We start from the raw sequence: 19,843 nt of genomic DNA, 5'->3' as shown, positions 1-19,843 counted from the left end.
ACTAGAATGGAATATCTTTTTACTTTTCAAAATACCCACTATGCTATTCATAGCGAAAAAATCTTGAAAAAGGGCCATCTCCCAGTCTATGTGATGTCATTACCTTCAAAGCTAGGCGATTTTTGTGGTATTTGTTTGAGAGTAGAGCCTGAACATTTTTTAGAAGGGAAAAGCCTATTAGAACAGCAAAACATTCCCATAAAAAAAGTATTTACCATAGAACAAATCAATGGTGAAAGGATTTATAAGCCATGGAAGAATTAAGTAGATGCTTTGATTTTCAAGGACAGCAAATTATTTCTATTATTGGTAGTGGTGGCAAAACTAGCTTAATGTGGTATCTAGCAAATTGCTATCGCCAAGAAAAAGTCCTAGTCAGTACGACCACTAAAATCGGTTATCCAGTGAAAAGAAGGCATGATTTTTTTTACAGCAGTCATTTTTCAGCTTTGGAAAAGGTCGGTCAGGGTATTACTCTTGCTGGAACTCTGGTAGCAGATGGAAAAAAATTAGGCATGATTCCTCTGAAAGCGTTAAAAAAGAACCTTTTAACCTTTGATAAAATCTTTTTAGAAGCTGATGGTTCTAAACAATTACCCTTAAAAGGCTGGGCAGATTTCGAACCGGTTATTTTACCTGAAACGACCGTTACAATAGGAATCTTACCAATTATCGCTCTTGGAAAAAAGGCTAATGAAGAAACGGTTCATCGACTGCCTATCTTTTTGAAAACAACTGGAATGGCAGAAGGGGATACTATTACTGAAAAAAGTATGGCTTTGATTATTTCTAGCGCCTTTGGTTTATGGGAAAAGAGTCGAGGGGAAAAGATTTTATGCTTAAATCAAGTAGAATCCACAGAACAATTAAATCAGGCGAAAAAAATTGTTGCTTTACTACCAAGCGATTGCTTAAAAAGCGTAACAAAAGTTATCGCTTGCAGCGTTAAAAATGGAAAAGGTGTGATTATATGGAACAAAAACTAGCAGAGACGATTGTTGCTGTCAGAGGTGGGGGGGATTTAGCTACTGGAGTTATCCAAAAATTATATCGTGCTGGATTTAAAGTCGTTATTTTAGAAACGGCTATTCCATTAGCTATTCGGAGAACCGTGGCTTTATGTTCAGCGATTATCCATGGGAGTTTTAAAGTGGAAGATGTAGAAGCCGTTTGTATTTCTGACATTTCTCAATGTTCTGACATTTGGCATAATAATCAAGTGCCGATAATTATTGATCCCGAGGGAAACTCAATAGACAAACTGCAACCAACGATTGTTGTAGATGCAATTTTAGCTAAAAGAAATTTAGGAACAAAAAAGGCAATGGCGCCAATCGTTATTGCTTTAGGTCCCGGCTTTTCTGCACCCCAAGAAGTAGATGTTGTAATCGAAACAATGAGAGGTCATCAGCTAGGGAGACTCTATTTTGATGGCATGGCTATTCCTAACACAGGAATTCCTGGAGAAATTGGTGGGAAAAGTGCAGAACGAGTAGTTCATTCTCCAGCTACAGGAAAGGTCAAGCATATTCGAGAAATTGGCGATATTGTGCAAGAAAATGATGTTCTATTTTATGTGAATCAAGTGGAAGTCCGTTCTCCAATAGATGGTGTTCTAAGAGGGCTAATTACAAACGGCATTGAAATTACCAAAGGATTGAAATGTGCGGATGTCGATCCGCGTTCGGCAGATAAAGTTGATTGCTATACAATATCCGATAAAGCTAGGGCTTTGGGTGGGGCAGTACTAGAGGGAGCTCTCTATTTAGGAAGACAAAAGAATTTATTTTAAATAGTTAAAATATTAATAAAAATCTCTTATTTCTATAATATATTTATAGAAATAAATAGGTTGTTTTCACTTTACTTGAATTAAAGTAAGAATAAAATCGGACACTAAAAATTATTTTTTTTAACTAAAAAATATTGTTTTATTTCCGCTGTATGGTATAGTATAGATAACGTTTGCATCCCGATAATTTGCGTTTAAAACAATAAGTTATAAGTTACTTTTCTCCTCTTGTGAAAATAGTAACTTAATGGTATATTCAATTAAAAGATTTTCAATTTTCTAAATAATTTACTTAGAAATATGGTTCAAACAATAGGTTATTAAGTACTAACGAATGAAAGTGGTTACACAATCGTCGTAGTACTTTAAAATATTAAACACTAAATAAAAGACAAATGGAAAGGATGAGTACAAATGGCACTAGTAAAAATCGTTTATGCAAGCATGACTGGAAATACGGAGGAGATTTCTGAAATTTTAGAAAGCACCATTCAAGAAGCAGGATTTGATGTAGAGAGAGAAGAATGTTCGGAAGTGGAAGTAGATTTTTTTGATGATGCAGATGCATGTGTAATTGCAACCTACACATATGGAGATGGAGAACTGCCATTTGAGTTCGAAGATTTCTTTGATGAATTAGAAGATAAAGATTTATCAGGTAAAATTTTTGGCGTTGTAGGTTCAGGGGATAAAGAATATGGAGACTTGTACTGTAAATCTGCTCATGATTTTGTTGAAGCATTAGAAAAAACTGGTGCTGAAAAAGTTGCAGAAACCGTTGAAATTGAAAATAATGCTGAAGAAGAAGATATTGAAGCACTGAAAAAATTTGTTCAACAATTAGCTGCTAAACTATAAAAGAGTAGATAGGAGATCAGTTGATTAGACGCAACTTATCTGAAAAGGGGTAACTAGTAAATATGTATAAAATAGTAAAAACCGCGAAGCTCTCTGAAAACCAGTATGATTTCTGGATTGAAGCACCCAAAATAGCAGCAAAAACTAAACCTGGACAGTTTATCATTCTTCGTACTAACGAGGAAGGAGAACGGATTCCATTCACTGTTGTTGAAACAGATCAAGACAAGGGATTGATTCGTTTTATTTTTCAAGTAATTGGAAAATCAACATCAGAACTAGCTTTACTGAAGGCCGGTGATTCAATCAAGGATGTCTCAGGACCTTTGGGCATGCCTACTGAAATAGAGAATTACGGAACTGTGATGATTGTTGGCGGCGGCGTTGGTATAGCGGTAATCTATCCTGTACTTAGAGCATTAAAAGAAGCTGGAAACAAGGTAATTACCATCTTGGGTGCAAAAACTGCTGATTTGCTTATTTTAAAAGATGAGTGTCAAGAGTACTCTGATGAGTTGATTATAACGACAGATGACGGATCTTTAGGCATGAAAGGTCTCGTTACAGATGCAATGGAAAATATCATTGCAAAAAATAGTATTGATCACTGTTGGGCGATTGGTCCTGGGATCATGATGAAGTTTTGTACCATGACAGCAGCAAAACATGATATACCAATTTTCGTTTCTTTAAATCCAATTATGATTGACGGTACTGGTATGTGTGGTTGTTGTCGTGTGACCATTGATGGCGAGATTAAATTTGTTTGTGTGGATGGTCCTGAATTTAAAGGGACTGAAGTAAATTGGAAAGAATTTTTGGGAAGAATGAAACAGTATGAGGAAGAAGAGGGAGTCAGTTTAACAGACTATCAAAAAGTGCAGGTGAAGGATCATGGCTAGAAAAAGTAGAACGAAAACACCTATTGCTGAACAAGCTCCAAATATTCGTAAATCGAACTTTGAAGAAGTCTGTTTAGGCTATACCGTAGAAGAAGGTATGGAAGAAGCTGTCCGTTGCCTACAATGTAAAAATGCTCCATGTATCGCTAACTGTCCTGTAATGATTGACATCCCAGGTTTTATTTTAGCGATTAAAGATGGCAATATGGAAGAAGCTGCGGAAATTCTAGGAAAATACAGTAACCTCCCAGCAATTTGTGGTAGGGTTTGTCCACAAGAAAAGCAATGCGAAGAAGTTTGTAAGCTAGGGATGGCAAAAAACTTTGAACCAGTTGCAATTGGAAAGCTAGAAAGATTGGTTGCAGATTGGGCATTAGAAAATAAAGATTTTTCTAAAGCGATCCAATCAGACACACCAAAAATTGGGAAAATTGCTGTAATTGGTTCAGGCCCTTCTGGTTTAACGGTAGCTGGGGATTTAGCAAAACTAAACTATGAAGTCACTGTTTTTGAAGCCCTTCATGAACCTGGTGGTGTATTAACGTATGGAATTCCGGAATTTAGATTGCCAAAAAGAATTGTAAAAAAAGAAATCGAGAGTATTGAAGCTTTAGGGGTAAAAATCGAAACGAACGCAATCATTGGAAAAACGATTACTATGGATGAGATTATAGAGGAGTTTGATGCTTGTTATATTGCAGTTGGTGCCGGAACTCCTAATTTTATGGGAATTACTGGAACGTCACTTAATGGAGTTTATTCATCTAGTGAATATTTAACGAGAATCAATTTAATGCATAGTTATGAATTTCCTAAGTATGATACACCCATTAAACAATCAAAAAATGTGGTCGTAATCGGCGGCGGAAACGTAGCAATGGATGCGGCTCGTTCGGCTAAACGTCTTGGAGCAGAGAATGTAAGCATTGTTTACAGAAGGTCATTAGAAGAACTTCCAGCAAGAATTGAAGAGTACCATCATTCTGTTGAGGAAGACATTCAATATTACTGGTTAACTAACCCAGTCGAGTATTTGGATGACGGTACTGGAAATCTTAGTGGAGTAAAATGTATTCAAATGGAATTAGGAGAACCAGATGATTCTGGTCGCAGAAGACCCGTTCCTATTGAAAATAGTGAATTTATTATCGAAGCTGACACAGTCATTGAAGCAATTGGTCAAGGATCCAATAAAGTGTTGTTATCAACATTCCCTGAATTAAAATTAAACAAATGGGGTTACATTGAGGCGGATCCAAAAACTGGGATTACATCAATTCCAGGAGTATTTGCCGGCGGAGATATCGTAACGGGGGCTGCAACCGTTATTCTAGCTATGGGTGCTGGAAAAGTCGCTGCAGTTGAAATAGACAAATATGTAAAAAACGAAAAACAAACGCCAGTAACAACAAATGTCTAATGAAAGATAAGGGATGAAATGATGAAAAAAACAAAAACTATGGACGGAAATACGGCTGCGGCTTATATTTCCTATGCGTTTACAGAAGTTGCAGCAATCTATCCGATTACTCCTAGTTCCAATATGGCTGAACTAGTGGATGAATGGGCTGAAGATGGGTTAAAAAATATCTATGGACAACGTGTCCAAGTCATCGAAATGCAGTCTGAAGCTGGAGCAGCAGGTGTCGTTCATGGCTCTTTAAAAACAGGCGCTTTGACAACCACCTATACAGCTTCTCAAGGACTATTATTAATGATTCCTAATATGTACAAAATTGCAGGAGAATTATTGCCTACCGTATTTCACGTAGCAGCCAGAGCGATTACTACAAGTGCTTTGAGTATTTTTGGCGATCATGGGGACGTGATGGCAGCTCGTCAAACTGGTTTCTGTATGTTAGCTGAATCTAGTGTTCAAGAAGTAATGGATCTATCAGCGGTTGCTCATTTAGCCAGTATTGAAGGGAGTCTGCCATTTGTAAACTTCTTTGATGGTTTTAGAACGAGTCATGAATTACAAAAAATTGAGGTTCTTGATTATGAAGATTTAAAAGGGATGTTAAATCAAGAAGCTGTGGATCGTTTTAGAGCTGGGGGCATGAACCCTAACCATCCAACTATTTCAGGTACTGCGCAAAATCCAGACATTCATTTCCAACAAAGAGAAACAGTTAATGCGAATTATGAAGTTATGCCAGATATCGTTCAAAAATATATGAAAAAAATTAATGCCTTACGCGGCACTAACTACGATTTAACGGATTATTACGGTGCAGAAGACGCAACAGAAGTAATTGTTTCAATGGGTTCTGCTTCGCCAGTTATTCGACAAACGGTAGATTATCTAAACCAACAAGGACGAAAAGTTGGTTGTATTAATATTCACTTATATCGTCCATTCCCAACAGAAAACTTTTTAGCAAAACTACCTAAAACAGTAGAGAAAGTAGCTGTCTTAGATCGTACAAAAGAAGCTGGATCAGACGGAGAACCATTGCTTTTAGACGTTCAAAGTGCATTGTATCAATTTGAAAGTAGACCAGTTGTGATTGGTGGACGTTATGGATTAGGTTCTAAAGATGTTACACCAAGTCAAATTAAAGCCGTGTACGATCATTTACTATTGCCTTTTGAAGAAATGAAACAGCGTTTTACTATTGGAATTGTAGATGATGTTACGTATCTTTCCTTACCACAAGGAGAAGTATTAGATTTAACACCAAGCACTACTTTCCAAGCAAAATTCTGGGGATTTGGTTCAGATGGAACAGTCGGAGCCAATAAACAAGCAATTAAGATTATAGGTGACAATACTGACTTGTACGCACAAGCATATTTCAGTTACGACTCTAAAAAATCTGGTGGGTTAACTCTGTCTCATTTGCGTTTTGGAGAAGAACCGATTAATTCAACGTATTTAGTAGAACAAGCAGATTTCATCGCCTGTCACAACGCATCTTATATTCATAACTATGATTTATTAAAAGGCTTGAAAGATGGTGGTATCTTCCTATTAAATACAATCTGGGATGAAGAGAAAACAAAACGTTTGTTGCCAGCTAAATTAAAAAAATATATTGCTGAACATAATATTCAATTTTATATTATCAATGCGGTAGAATTAGCTCGTGAAGTTGGCTTGGGTCGCAGAATCAATACCGTGATGTCAACAGCTTTCTTCGAAGTGACAGATATCATGACGCGTGATGAATATATGCCATTACTAAAAGGAGAAGTCCAAAATACGTATGGTAAAAAGTCAAAAGAAATTGTAGAGAAAAACTTTGAAGCAATTGATCGTACCTTTGATTCTCTTCAAAAAGTTGATGTGCCAGCTGAATGGGCAGAGCTAGTAATAGAGCCAACAAAAAAGAATGAAAACGTTCCAAGCTATATCACAAATATTGTTGAACCAATTAATCGTCAAGAAGGAGACTCTCTTTCAGTTTCTGATTTAATTGAAAATGGAATGAAGACAGGTGAAATGCCATTAGGAACAGCTGCCTATGAAAAAAGAGGGATTGCATTAGAAGTACCAGAATGGCAAATGGATAAATGTACAATGTGTAATGAATGTGCCTTTATCTGTCCTCATGCAGCAATTCGACCATTTTTAGCTGATGAAGAAGAATTGAAGGAAGCACCCGAAGGCTTTACTATGAGAGAAATGCGTGGGGCCGATGGTCTAATGTATCGCATTCAAGTATCATTAGAAGACTGTACCGGTTGCGGACTTTGTGTGGAAGCCTGTCCTGTTAAGGAAAAAGCGATTCTTATGAAACCATATGAAGAACAAAAAGAACAGGCAATGAATTGGGCATTTGCAATGACATTAAAACAAAAAGCGAACCCTGTGAAAAAATTATCTGTTAAAGGATCACAATTTAATCAACCGTTGCTAGAATTTTCTGGTGCCTGTGAAGGGTGTGGTGAAACGCCTTACGTTAAATTACTAACTCAGTTATATGGTGACCGTATGATGATTGCTAATGCAACAGGCTGTTCTTCTATTTGGGGCGGATCTTCACCAGTATCACCGTATACAACAAATGAATGCGGACAAGGACCTGCTTGGAGTAATTCACTGTTTGAAGATAATGCAGAATATGGTTACGGGATGTATATTGCGAACCAGACGAAGCGTCAATATTTAGCAGACCAAATAAAAGAAGCGTTAGATAAAAAGTTAGGCTCTGAAGATCTACAAGCCTTATTGCAAGACTGGCTAGACCATCATTTAGAAGGCGATGGTACGCAGCAAAGAGCAACGAAGCTTGCGGCAGCATTAAGTGAGGAAGCACAAACAGACCCACTTTTAGCAACGATTTATAAACAAAAAGATTTATTTGTTAAAACAAGTCAATGGATTGTTGGCGGAGATGGTTGGGCGTATGACATTGGATTCAGCGGAATCGACCATGTTTTAGCAAGTGGAGCAGATGTGAATATCTTTGTTATGGACAATGAAGTTTATGCAAATACAGGTGGACAAACCTCTAAAGCAACGCCTTCAGCAGCCATTGCAAAATTCTCTGCTGGTGGTAAGCGAACTTCTAAGAAAGACTTAGGAATGATGGCAATGACCTACGGGAATGTTTACGTTGCTCAAATTGCTTTAGGAGCTAACTCAATGCAAACCATCAAAGCCATTGATGAAGCAGAAAGATACCCTGGGCCATCGATAATTATTGCCTATACACCGTGTATCGCTCATGGTATTAAAGGCGGAATGACAGAAACCTTGACATTAACTAAAGAAGCTGTTGAGTCTGGTTATTGGCAATTGTATCGTTACAATCCTATGTTACTTGAAAAAGGAAAAGATCCAATGGTGATTGACTACAAAAAAGCTGATTTCACCAAAATGCGAGATTTCTTGGAGAAACAAACTCGTTTTTCTGCATTGCATAACATTAAAGAGGACAAAGAAGTCGTTGATGATATGTTAACGAAAACTAAAGTAGATGCACAGGATCGTTCTGAAAGCTATGGAAAATTAATTACTCCAAAAAAATAAGGATTTAAGCAACCGTCTAATCACTTATTTTTAATAGTTGAAAGAGGTTGAGCCAAAAGTCGTTTAGGTTTGAGCAATTGAAGGGATAACGTACAATACGCTTTTGGTATTACTCGTTTTTGTAAAATTGCCGAAAAATCTGACTTTTGGTTACCGTTTATAAAGAGATAGAGTCCGTGATAAAACTGGTCTTTCGTTTTATCACGAACTCTTTTTTATTATTTAAAAATTTTAACCGATAATAATCTTTTCAGAAGGATACTCATAGCCAATGTCGCGGGTTTCTTTAGGAACAAACAACATTAAGGTATAAAGCATTCCAATGCGCCCAATAAACATTAGCAAAGCAATCATTAATTTTCCAACAGTGGTCAAACTAGCTGTAATTCCCAATGAAAGACCAGTCGTTCCAAAAGCAGAGGCAACTTCAACAATAATTGCGATTAAGGGATGTTCTTCTGTAGCAGTTAGAAACAGAACGGCAAAAAAGCACATTAGGAGAGATAACATGAACACAACAATTGATTTTTTTACGTCATCATCGTCAATTCTTCTACCAAAGATATTGATATTGTCTTCTCCTTTTAAAAATGCGTAAAGGTATAATCCGAGAATAGCAATCGTTGTGGTTCGTACACCACCGCCAACAGAACTAGGGCTACAGCCGATAAACATTAATAGAGAAAAAACAATCAAGGTAGTTACTTGGAAATCCGCAAGATTGTTGATTTGTAGTCCTGCGTTTCTGGTTGTCATTGAATAAAACATTGAGGTAATCCAGCGATTAAATTCATCCACACCCGTAAAGAGATGATCTTTTTCTAATAGGTAAATAAGGATGGTTCCGCCAACAAACAGAATGACAAATGCCAGCAATGCTAATTTACTGAAAAGTGAGAAGCGAAACGGTAAACCACGTTTCTTTTTCTTAAAAAATAACCATTCTCTGAACTCCATTAATACTGGAAAGCCAATACCACCAATAAAAATTAAAAACATAATCACAATTAAAAACAAATAGTCATGGGCAAAAGGCATGATAGAATCCCCAGTAACATCAAATCCAGAATTTGTTACGGCAGAAATAGATTGATAGAAGCCAAAGAAGATAGCTTCACTCCAACGGCTATAATAGCCACTTAAATAGAAGTAAATAGAGAAAAAAGTACCAAAAATCAGTTGAAACCATAAAATAATGGTAAATGTTATCCGAATCAAACGAACGATTCCACTAAGACGTGGTTGATTCATATCAGTCATAATCAATTGTCGTTGCTTCAATGTAATTTTCTTTTTTGAAAAAATAAAGAACGCTGTGGAAATCATCATAATACCGAGTCCGCCAACCTGAAAGAGAAATTCTAAAAGAATAACCCCCCGATCATTGAAAACTGAATTGATATCAAATGTTGTGAGACCAGTTACACTTACAGTGCTAACTGCCATGAAAAGTAAATCAATAAAACCAACTTGAGAGTTGGGTTCTCTAAAAAAAGGTAAAGTAAAAAGTATGTAAGAAACAATTGTCATGATAATATAGTATGAGACAATGATTTGAATAGATGTAAAATGCCGTGAAACAAACTGTCTTCCTTTTCTTTGGGTTGTCCATAGAAAGCGTGTTGGGTTCATAAATACCTCCAGAATATCATTAATGTAAGTATAGCAGAAAAAGAAAATGTTTCGAAATAAAGTTTTAGCTATAATCGCTTTTTAAGTCTATTTCTTAAGACGATTTCCACTCATATGTTACTTTCTTATGAAAAATTGCCGCCTTTTCGTCAAAAATACTGATTTTTTCTCGAAAATATAGTAAAATACGAGAGGAACAAAATTGAAAGGTGAAGACTGACAAATGGCACAGTTATTTTTCAAATATGGCGCTATGAATAGCGGAAAAACAATTGAGATACTAAAAGTAGCTCATAACTATGAAGAACAAAATAAACCAGTTGTCATTATGACAAGTGGATTGGATACAAGAGATGGTGTAGGAAATGTCTCTAGCCGTATCGGCCTTCGCCGTGAAGCAATTCCAATTTTTGAAAGTACCAACGTATATGATTTAATGAAAGAACTGGATTACCACCCGTATTGCATTTTGGTAGATGAATCCCAATTTTTAAGTAAACACCATGTCATTGAATTTGCTCGAATAGTTGATGATTTAAATATTCCCGTGATGGCATTTGGACTAAAGAATGATTTTCGAAATGAATTGTTTGAAGGGTCAAAATACTTACTCCTGTATGCAGATAAAATTGAAGAATTAAAGACAATTTGTTGGTTTTGTCATAAGAAAGCGACGATGAATCTACACTATGTAGATGGAAAACCAGTTTATGAGGGCGACCAAGTTCAGATAGGTGGAAACGAAGCCTATTACCCTGTCTGCCGCAAACATTATTTTAATCCTCCGATTAGTGAGGAAGAACACTAGATAATTTGCTGGGATACTATTAACAAAAGATGTAAGACCTCTAAGCAAGAAACGAAAAGAAGAGTTTCCATGAAATAAATAGAGCGTTTAATGATGGAATAAAAGACTATTAAACGTAATGTATAAATGAAAAGGAGCACGCAATTATGTACGATCAGTTACAATCGATTGAAGATCGCTACGAGGAGCTAGGGGAACTACTTAGTGATCCGGAAGTCATTAGTGATACGAAGCGATTTATGCAATTATCAAAAGAAGAAGCCAACACGCGCGAAACCGTTGACGTTTATCGTCGCTATAAACAAGTGGTAGAAGGCATCAGTGATACAGAGGAATTACTAGGTGAAAGCTTAGATTCTGATATGGCTGAGATGGCGAAAGAAGAATTATCTGATTTAAAGAAAGAAAAAGAAGTTTTGGAAGAAAGAATTAAGATTTTACTATTGCCAAAAGACCCTAATGATGACAAAAATATTATCATGGAAATCCGGGGAGCCGCTGGTGGAGACGAAGCAGCACTCTTTGCTGGAGACTTGTTTAACATGTATCAGAAGTATGCTGAAGCGCAAGGGTGGAAAGCAGAAGTTTTAGAAGCAAATGTGACAGGTATCGGCGGTTACAAGGAAGTTATCATGATGATCTCTGGAGATAATGTCTTTTCTAAATTGAAATATGAAAATGGCGCTCACCGTGTTCAACGTGTACCTTCTACAGAATCTCAAGGACGTATTCACACTTCAACTGCAACGGTTGTTGTTATGCCAGAAGCAGAAGAAGTTGAAATCGATATTGCTGACAAAGATATCCGAACAGATATTTATCATGCTAGTGGAGCGGGTGGTCAGCACGTCAATAAAACGGCATCTGCTGTTCGTTTAACCCATTTACCAACAGGAATTGCTGTTGCAATGCAAGATGAACGATCTCAAATTAAAAATAGAGAAAAAGCAATGAAAATTTTACGTGCTCGTGTTTATGATATGATTCAACAAGAAGCGCAAAGTGAATACGATGCTAACCGTAAATCAGCGGTAGGAACTGGGGATCGATCTGAAAGAATTCGTACCTATAATTTCCCGCAAAACCGAGTAACGGATCATAGAATCGGATTGACGATTCAAAAACTAGATCAAATTTTAGCTGGAAAGCTAGATGAAATTATCGATGCGTTGGTTTTATATGATCAAACATCGAAGCTTGAAGAGTTACAAAATGGCTAAAACATATTTTGAAGTCCTACAACGGGCTTCTTCTTTTTTAGAGTCATTAGGAAAAGAAGGGCACGGCATTTTATTTGTATTTTTACAAAGAAAGAATTGGACGAAAACAGATTGGCTAGTTCATATGCATGAAGCTATACCTTTAAACGAGCAAAAGCAAGTAGAAGCAGATTTAAATGCCCTAGCTAAAAACTTTCCACCACAATATCTTTTAGGGTATGCTGAATTTTATGGACATCAATTTTTAGTAAATGAGCAGACCTTGATTCCAAGGCCGGAAACGGAAGAGCTAGTGGAACTTTGCTTAAAAGAAAATAGTGAGGAGCCTAAAACTGTAGTTGATGTTGGTACTGGAACCGGAGCTATTGCATTGAGCTTAAAAAAAGATCGACCTAACTGGCAAATAACAGCGATAGATATCTCCGAAGAGGCGTTGAAGATAGCTGAAAAAAATGCAGAGGGTTTAAATGCAAAGGTAACTTTTATTTTAGGAGATGGCTTAAAACCAGTTGGAAATAAAAAAATAGACATTTTAGTTTCAAATCCACCATACATCAGTGAGGATGAATGGGACTTGATGGATGAAAGTGTGCGAACCTTTGAACCGAAGACTGCGCTTTTTGCGAATGATAATGGCCTTGCTATTTATCGTCAACTTGCAAATGAAGCCAAGCAATGTCTTAAAGAAGATGGTAAAATCTACTTAGAAATCGGATTTTCTCAAGGGACAGCAGTGAAAAAAATATTTACAGAAGCTTTTCCTAACAAGGACATCAGCATAATCAAAGATTTATCTGGAAATAATCGTATAGTTAAAGTGGTACCTACTGGAAAATAATGAATAGACGACAAAAAAACGTACTTATACAAGGGAGGGAAAGAAAAGTGGAAACTAAAATATTTCAAGCTGATATACTAGACGCAGCAAGACTTATTCAGCAGGGTAAATTAGTCGCTTTTCCTACCGAAACAGTTTATGGTTTAGGTGCCAATGCCCTAAATGAAGAAGCGGTAAAGCAAGTTTATCAAGTAAAAGGAAGACCTAGCGATAACCCACTAATTGTTCATGTTAGTAGTTTTGAAATGGTAGAGCAGTATGCAGAGGACATTCCAATCTTAATGAAACCCTTAGTAGAAGCTTTTTGGCCAGGACCTTTGACACTAATCGTCAAAGGAAAAAAAGGTGTTTTTCCTGATTGTGTCACAGGTGGTCTAGCGACTGTTGCGTTTCGAATGCCTGATAATCAAAAAACATTGCAGTTGATCTCTCAAGCAGGCGTTCCGTTAGTTGGCCCTAGTGCAAATACTTCTGGAAAGCCAAGCCCAACAACAGCTGCTCATGTCTACCATGATTTAAAAGGAAAAATTGCTGGTATTTTAGATGATGGCGCCACACAAATTGGTGTCGAGTCAACCGTATTAGATTTAACATCAGAAGATAACATACCTATGATTCTTAGACCAGGAGCGGTTACTAGAAACGATTTAGAGAAGGTTGTCGGAACAGTTGCAATAGACCAACATCTAATCAAAGAGAATGAAGCACCTAAGGCTCCTGGGATGAAGTATAAACATTATGCTCCAGATACGCCAGTACTGATTGTTGAAGGCTCTAAGGAGCAGTGGAAAGAAGCAATCAGTTGGGCAACAAATAATAAGAAAAAAGTAGGAATTTATGTTAGCCAAGAGATAGTAGATTTTCTGGGAACTAATGATTTTATAGCAGTTTCATTTGGTAAAAATACTGTAGAAAATGCGACTAGGTTTTTATTTGCTGGGTTACGAGAACTGGATGGAAAAAATGTTGATATTATTTTTGCGCAAGCTTTTCCAGAAGAATTATTAGGCGCTGCTTACATGAATCGTCTAAAAAAAGCTGCAAATCAAAATTTTTTTAAAAGTTAGTCTCTTTTCTAAGTAGAGTTAATTTAAATGTGATACAATCGTAAAAAAGAAATCAAATTGGAGGTTGTTTAATGAACTACAAAGCATTTGATCCAGATTTATGGGAAGCGATAGAGAATGAGCATCAACGTCAGGAAAATAACTTAGAGTTAATTGCCTCTGAAAACGTTGTGTCAGAAGGAGTAATGGCAGCTCAAGGCAGTATCTTAACAAACAAATATGCAGAAGGTTATCCAGGAAAACGCTACTATGGTGGTTGCGAATTTGTTGATGTTGTTGAAAATTTAGCAATCGAGCGAGCAAAACTATTATTTGGGGCGAAATTCGCGAATGTCCAACCTCATTCAGGTTCACAAGCGAATACAGCAGCGTATCTTTCTTTAATCGAACATGGAGATACCGTTTTAGGAATGGATTTATCTGCGGGTGGGCATTTGACTCATGGTTCTCCAGTCAACTTTAGTGGAAGAACCTACAATTTTGTTAGTTATGGTGTAGACCCAACCACTGAAGTGATTGATTACAATGTTGTTCGTATTTTAGCAAGAGAGCATCAACCTAAATTGATTGTTGCAGGGGCAAGTGCTTATTCTAGAACGATTGATTTCGCCAAGTTCAAAGAAATTGCGGACGAAGTAGGGGCAAAATTGATGGTCGATATGGCACATATTGCTGGTTTAGTTGCAGCAGGCTTGCATCCTAGTCCAGTTCCATATGCTGATATTACAACAACGACAACTCATAAGACATTGAGAGGTCCTAGAGGCGGTCTGATTTTAACAAATGATGAAGCTTTAGCCAAAAAAATAAACAGCAATATTTTCCCAGGGATTCAAGGGGGACCTTTAGAACATGTTATAGCAGGAAAAGCAGTTGCTTTTAAAGAAGCCTTAGATCCTGAATTTAAAGAATATAGTGAACAAGTGATTGAGAATGCCAAAGCGATGACAAAAGTCTTTAATCAAGCGCCAGAAGCTCGTTTAATTAGTGGTTCAACGGATAATCACTTATTATTAGTTGATGTGACTGGTTTTGGCTTAAACGGAAAAGAAGCGGAAGCTATTTTAGATCGTGTGAACATCACTGTTAATAAAAATTCCATTCCATTTGAACAATTGAGTCCATTTAAAACGAGTGGGATTCGTGTAGGAACACCAGCAATCACTACTCGAGGCTTCAAAGAGCAAGATTCAGTTGAAGTTGCAAAATTGATTGTAAAAGCACTACGTGAACATAAAAATGAAGAAATGTTAGCAGAAGTTCGAGAAGAAGTAAAAGTATTAACTGAAAAGCATCCATTGTATAAATAAATTTCTTTGATTTTATGAAAAAAATATGAAAAGATTAGAGTGATTGACTAGTCAATCACTCGTTTTTGTTTTACAATAGGTAAGAATAAATTATTGAAGGAGAATGAACATGGGAAAATTCCAAGTAATTGATCATCCACTGATTCAACACAAATTAACAATCATTAGAGAAAAAGGCTGCGGAACAAAAGTTTTTCGTGAAGTGGTTAATGAGATTGCTATGTTAATGGCATACGAAGTATCACGTGATATGCCTTTAGAGGATGTTGTGATTGAAACACCAATGTGTACAACTACTCAAAAAATGTTATCTGGTAAGAAAGTAGCAATTATTCCAATTCTTAGAGCAGGAATCGGTATGGTTGATGGTATTTTAGAATTAATCCCAGCAGCAAAAGTGGGGCATATTGGATTATATCGTGATCATGACACTTTAGAGCCAGTTGAATATTTTGTTAAAATGCCAGAAGATATTGATGCACGTCAACTATTTGTAGTGGATCCAATGTTAGCAACTGGTGGTTCTGCAATTATGGCGATTGATGCATTGAAAGAACGTGGCGGAAGCAATATCAAGTTTGTTTGTTTAGTTGCTGCACCAGAAGGCGTAAAAGCATTGCAGGATGCACATCCAGATATTGATATCTATACAGCTGCATTAGATGAAAAATTAAATGAAGATGGTTACATCGTACCTGGTTTAGGTGATGCTGGTGACCGTTTGTTTGGAACTAAATAAAGATAAATGAATTTTATAGAGTGATTTTGTTGAAAGAAGGTAATGACTTTTTCAACAAAATCACTCTATTTTTTTGAAAAAAAAACCCATCCAATTAGTTGGATGGAGAACTGTATAACTTTTGAAGTTTTTTATAGTTGATGACAATGACCCCATTGTTTTCTACAAGCATGCGGGCATTCGTTTGGTTTTCATCAATTTCTACAACAGCTGAGTTAGTCAATTGCTTCGTTATAACACCAGTGTGTTGTTGGCCATGAATCAAGAAAGTGACAGGAGTATCGACAGTGAACAATTCACCTTCAGAAGAAGGGACAGTGGGACGATTATAGTAACCGAAATTTGACATTCACAAAAACTTCCTTTCCTATTATATCCATTATACCATAGTTGAAGAAAAGTTTCAGAAGTGTTTTTTTGTCTGCATTCCTTTACAAAAAAAGAAGCAACGGTTATAATTTTTTTAACAAAGCCAGCTTAGCTCAGTAGGTAGAGCAATGCACTCGTAACGCATAGGTCACAGGTTCGATCCCTGCAGCTGGCATAGAGAAGGAAAGCTGATCTAACAATGGTTTTAGGACATTGTTAGATCGGCTTTTTGTTTTCTGAATATTTTATTGGTTGATTTTGAACTTTCATGATGTGATTACTTCATCGATTGATATTCCGTAGGCAAATAAAAAAGAACCTAAGTTCAAGTACTTAAGTTCTTTCGTAAATAATGTTAAGCCCAAACCAGTTGCCAGGTAACATTAAATTTATCTGTTACCCATGCCACTTTGCGAAGGTTCATAATCGGTTCTGGCCCCATCATTACAGTTCCCTCTTTAGCAAGGTTAGCAAAAATCGTATCAAGTTCATTCTCAGTAGCACACTCTGTATAGATTGATATAGCCCAACTTAATTGAGGTGCTTGTTCAGGCATCATGTCCATAAAGTATATAGTTTGACCTTGGATTTCAAGTTCTCCATTTAAAACTTTTCCAATCATTTCTTTTGAAGCATTTGGGACGTTCTCAGTATATCGAGTAATCCGTTTGATTTGTGCTTTAGGAAAACTAGTTTCGTAAAATTTCATAGCTTTTTCGGATGTAGCAGGCAATGTTAAAAATGTTGTCATTTTCATAAAATAAACTTCCTTTCTTATGAACCAGGATACAGTACTAATTAAAAAAATTGTATCACATCAAATGAAATAGAAGAAATATATCTATCTAAAAAGAACCTTTATTTCATCTTTAATCAAAAAGTAGCGATAATTCCCCTAAAGATAGCAATGAGTTCGATAACATATAGGACAATAAGAGGGGATTCAATAGCGTTGATATATGTTATGGTTTTTACAAGAAATTAGTGATTAATAGCTAGTTCTTTATTATTAACATTTTGTTTGATTGCAACTGTGCGATAATCTGCTTAACTAATATTTTTTCCTGTAAAATAAAAGCAACTGTGGTGTTACGGTTTATTCTAATTGACTTATTATGATTGCCAAAAATCAGTGATGTCAATTGTTCTTTAGTCAAAGAGAGTAGTAAAAATGGTTTACTCGGTTACTGAAATTCTCAAATATTGAGAGGATTTTGGTAACTATTTTATTTACAATAATTCTTCCCAAATAATGTGGTTTCAAGCCATAGTTCTGTTATAATTGGTAAAATACAACCTATTTTTATATTTATTAGAAATCGTAACATTGATAGATTGACTTATTTTAAACAAGAGGGGTTCTAACGTGAAGAAAAAACATCGGAGAAGAAAAAAAACTCACTACATAAAATGGATTGCGCCTTTTGTTCTTTTAATAATTGGAGGGGTTTGTTTGGGTTATTGGGGGTATAGCACTCTAGATTATCAGAACAAAGAGTCTACTAGCCAAGATCAAGCGTATCAACTTTCAACCCCTGAATTTATAAAAACATCAGCTTCTATGTTTTCTGAACAAGAGAAGCACACCATGATAAATAATATTTGGAGCAACCCTAATTTTTCGGAAGATCCAATAAATAAATTCATGAAAGGTTCAGGTCAAATAAGTTCAAAGAATTATTTTTCTGTTCATCCAGTTTTTCATTTGATTGATATAGATGGCAAGCAAACCAATTTTCGCTTAATTGCTGATCTTTCAACGATAAAAAAAGTAAAGAGTGTCACATTTCCTACTTGGGGTGAAAAAGAAGGGCCTGGCGATCTAAAAATGTATGAAGGAATCTTTGATCCTGATACAAATACTTGGCAAGTGACAGTTCAAGTTAAGGATCATGGAGAAGCAGGATTGTACAAATCTCAAATTTTAGTGAGGAAAGAGAATGGTAAAGTTGAAGAAACCGAATTTGGTCAGTTTCTAATTTCTGAACCAAGCCTTGAAGCAACAGTAGATACTAGTAGAGTAAGTAAAGGACAATTTTCAGTAAATATAACGGTAAATAGTGTCGCCGATGTTGAAAAGTTATCTATCCCTATCTGGTCAAAAAATGATCAAAGTGACGTGGCTTGGTACGAGGGAGAGCGCCAAGAAGACGGTACGTATAAAGCAAATATGGACTATGAAAAGCATCAATTCAATAATGGAACCTATACTGCAAATGTCTATTTGACAACAGCTAATGGTTTGAAAGTTGAAAAAAATGCGGGAAGCGCTGAGATTCATATGAGTCATCCGGTTCGCATACGCTTGTTACAGAACACGACTATTTTTCAAGATAGAGCTTTGACGAAAATAAAGAAAGAAGCAGCTATTAATAGTATGGCTTATGTTAAGGGGATTGTTTTTAATGGAGAGGAAAAAATTTATAAAACAACAGAAGGCTATATTTTAGCCAAGGATAATCAAGTCAATGAAATGGCAGAGGATATTCGCTATGTGGCGCATCGGGGAAATAAAAAATCGGCGCCTGAAAACTCACTTCCAGCCTTTCAACAAGCCAATACTTGGGGCGTTGAAACCGATATCTGGTTAACAAAAGATAAGCATTGGGTCGTGATGCACGATGAAAGTGTAGATCGTATGACAAACGGGAAGGGAAAGGTCAGTGATTTGACCTTAGAGCAAATAAGAGCGTTACGTATTCGTTCTGGTTCAAACGTCACTAGTTATGATGAAAGTCAATTGATTGTCCCAACGTTAGAGGATTATCTGGTTATAATGAGAGACTATCAGAAAACACCTTTTATTGAAATAAAACCAAAAGCTTTAGCACCAAGTGATTATGACAGCCTAATCCAGCTCATCGGTGGGTATGGTTTTTCAGCAAGTGCGCGCGTTATTTCTTTTGACTTTAACAATTTAGTTGAGATGAAAAAAAGAATGCCTGGGCTACAAGTTCAGTTTTTGACCAACACGTTGAATGAGCAAACAATTTCTCAAGTGAGCAGTTTGGGAAGCAATGCTGGGTTAGACATCGAATATAAAGATGTTTTATCAAAAATTGAAATGGTTACGAAAGCACAGAGTCAAGGACTATTAGTTAATTTGTGGGTAGTTCCTAAAAGCAATCTAGATAACGCGAAAGCTTTAGGAGTGGATAATTTAACGGTAAATTTTTAAACGAAGTTATTGACAGGAGGAATCATTCTGTTTTTCCTCTTGACTAATCGTAGGAAAGAGGATGAGGCAAAACCAAACATCAGTTTTGCTTCATCCTCTAAATCGGAATAAACGGTGGTCAAAATTCTGGGCTTTCGGAAATTTCCCGAAAA

The 19,843-nt window shown here is 36.3% G+C and carries 17 protein-coding genes and 1 tRNA gene; 15 read left to right on the top strand and 3 right to left on the bottom strand.

From position 1 onward, the window contains the following. Positions 1-6: 6 nt before the first annotated feature. The 7 genes from BCR26_RS15035 to nifJ all read left to right on the top strand — a co-directional run bounded on the left by BCR26_RS15035 (position 7) and on the right by nifJ (position 8,530). Complete coding sequence (locus BCR26_RS15035; protein WP_069699789.1) at positions 7-264, top strand: putative Se/S carrier protein; 258 nt, start codon at positions 7-9, stop codon at positions 262-264. After that, a complete protein-coding gene (gene yqeC / locus BCR26_RS15030) occupies positions 252-986 on the top strand; it encodes a selenium cofactor biosynthesis protein YqeC (protein ID WP_069699788.1) in 735 nt (244 codons plus the stop codon). The genes BCR26_RS15035 and yqeC overlap by 13 nt, the downstream gene beginning before the upstream one ends. Continuing rightward, positions 971-1,792, top strand: coding sequence for a selenium-dependent molybdenum cofactor biosynthesis protein YqeB (gene yqeB / locus BCR26_RS15025; protein WP_069699787.1), 822 nt, complete (start codon positions 971-973; stop codon positions 1,790-1,792). Before yqeC ends, yqeB begins: the two co-directional genes overlap by 16 nt. A gap of 414 nt (positions 1,793-2,206) precedes the next feature. Further along, positions 2,207-2,650, top strand: a complete 444-nt coding sequence (locus BCR26_RS15020; RefSeq protein ID WP_069699786.1) for a flavodoxin — start codon at positions 2,207-2,209, stop codon at positions 2,648-2,650. 62 nt (positions 2,651-2,712) lie between these two features. Then, positions 2,713-3,552 carry a sulfide/dihydroorotate dehydrogenase-like FAD/NAD-binding protein gene (locus BCR26_RS15015; RefSeq protein WP_069699785.1) on the top strand — a complete coding sequence of 280 codons (840 nt, stop codon included), beginning with the start codon at positions 2,713-2,715 and terminating at the stop codon, positions 3,550-3,552. Beyond that, on the top strand, positions 3,545-4,972 hold the full coding sequence (gene gltA / locus BCR26_RS15010; RefSeq protein ID WP_069699784.1) for an NADPH-dependent glutamate synthase: 1,428 nt from the start codon (positions 3,545-3,547) through the stop codon (positions 4,970-4,972). Before BCR26_RS15015 ends, gltA begins: the two co-directional genes overlap by 8 nt. Positions 4,973-4,993: 21 nt before the next feature. After that, positions 4,994-8,530: a pyruvate:ferredoxin (flavodoxin) oxidoreductase gene (nifJ, locus tag BCR26_RS15005; protein WP_069699783.1), complete on the top strand. Its 3,537-nt coding sequence runs from the start codon at positions 4,994-4,996 to the stop codon at positions 8,528-8,530. Between the two features lie 231 nt (positions 8,531-8,761). Here the strand turns inward: nifJ and BCR26_RS15000 are convergent, their stop codons facing one another. Next, entirely contained in the window at positions 8,762-10,162 is a 1,401-nt protein-coding gene (locus BCR26_RS15000) for a TrkH family potassium uptake protein (RefSeq protein WP_069699782.1), read from the bottom strand. Positions 10,163-10,385: 223 nt separating this feature from the next. Here BCR26_RS15000 and BCR26_RS14995 point away from each other — a divergent pair, with 223 nt between their 5' ends. The 6 genes from BCR26_RS14995 (at position 10,386) to upp (ending at position 16,144) form a co-directional block, all read left to right on the top strand. After that, positions 10,386-10,970, top strand: a complete 585-nt coding sequence (locus tag BCR26_RS14995; RefSeq protein ID WP_069699781.1) for a thymidine kinase — start codon at positions 10,386-10,388, stop codon at positions 10,968-10,970. A gap of 146 nt (positions 10,971-11,116) precedes the next feature. After that, entirely contained in the window at positions 11,117-12,190 is a 1,074-nt protein-coding gene (prfA, locus tag BCR26_RS14990) for a peptide chain release factor 1 (RefSeq protein WP_069699780.1), read from the top strand. Next, positions 12,183-13,028: a peptide chain release factor N(5)-glutamine methyltransferase gene (gene prmC / locus BCR26_RS14985; RefSeq protein ID WP_069699779.1), complete on the top strand. Its 846-nt coding sequence runs from the start codon at positions 12,183-12,185 to the stop codon at positions 13,026-13,028. The genes prfA and prmC overlap by 8 nt, the downstream gene beginning before the upstream one ends. Positions 13,029-13,075: 47 nt before the next feature. Then, complete coding sequence (locus BCR26_RS14980) at positions 13,076-14,095, top strand: L-threonylcarbamoyladenylate synthase (RefSeq protein ID WP_069699778.1); 1,020 nt, start codon at positions 13,076-13,078, stop codon at positions 14,093-14,095. A 71-nt stretch (positions 14,096-14,166) separates the two neighbouring features. Next, positions 14,167-15,405, top strand: coding sequence for a serine hydroxymethyltransferase (gene glyA / locus BCR26_RS14975; RefSeq protein ID WP_069699777.1), 1,239 nt, complete (start codon positions 14,167-14,169; stop codon positions 15,403-15,405). Between the two features lie 109 nt (positions 15,406-15,514). Continuing rightward, on the top strand, positions 15,515-16,144 hold the full coding sequence (upp, locus tag BCR26_RS14970; protein ID WP_069699776.1) for a uracil phosphoribosyltransferase: 630 nt from the start codon (positions 15,515-15,517) through the stop codon (positions 16,142-16,144). Positions 16,145-16,238: 94 nt separating this feature from the next. On the opposite strand, the gene BCR26_RS14965 is transcribed toward upp, so the two are convergent. Next, positions 16,239-16,493, bottom strand: coding sequence for a hypothetical protein (locus BCR26_RS14965; RefSeq protein WP_069699775.1), 255 nt, complete (start codon positions 16,491-16,493; stop codon positions 16,239-16,241). 122 nt (positions 16,494-16,615) lie between these two features. Here BCR26_RS14965 and BCR26_RS14960 point away from each other — a divergent pair. Continuing rightward, positions 16,616-16,688 (top strand) — tRNA-Thr (locus BCR26_RS14960). A gap of 180 nt (positions 16,689-16,868) precedes the next feature. Here the strand turns inward: BCR26_RS14960 and BCR26_RS14955 are convergent. After that, entirely contained in the window at positions 16,869-17,270 is a 402-nt protein-coding gene (locus BCR26_RS14955; protein ID WP_069699774.1) for a VOC family protein, read from the bottom strand. 696 nt (positions 17,271-17,966) lie between these two features. On the opposite strand from BCR26_RS14955, the gene BCR26_RS14950 reads away from it, so the two are divergent. After that, positions 17,967-19,691 carry a glycerophosphodiester phosphodiesterase family protein gene (locus BCR26_RS14950; RefSeq protein WP_139124966.1) on the top strand — a complete coding sequence of 575 codons (1,725 nt, stop codon included), beginning with the start codon at positions 17,967-17,969 and terminating at the stop codon, positions 19,689-19,691. Positions 19,692-19,843 lie beyond the last annotated feature (152 nt).

Source organism: Enterococcus rivorum (assembly GCF_001742285.1).
Classification (GTDB): Bacteria; Bacillota; Bacilli; order Lactobacillales; family Enterococcaceae; genus Enterococcus_L; species Enterococcus_L rivorum.
The sequence above is the reverse complement of the archived record's forward strand: the minus strand, read 5'-3'. Positions and strand labels throughout refer to the sequence as shown.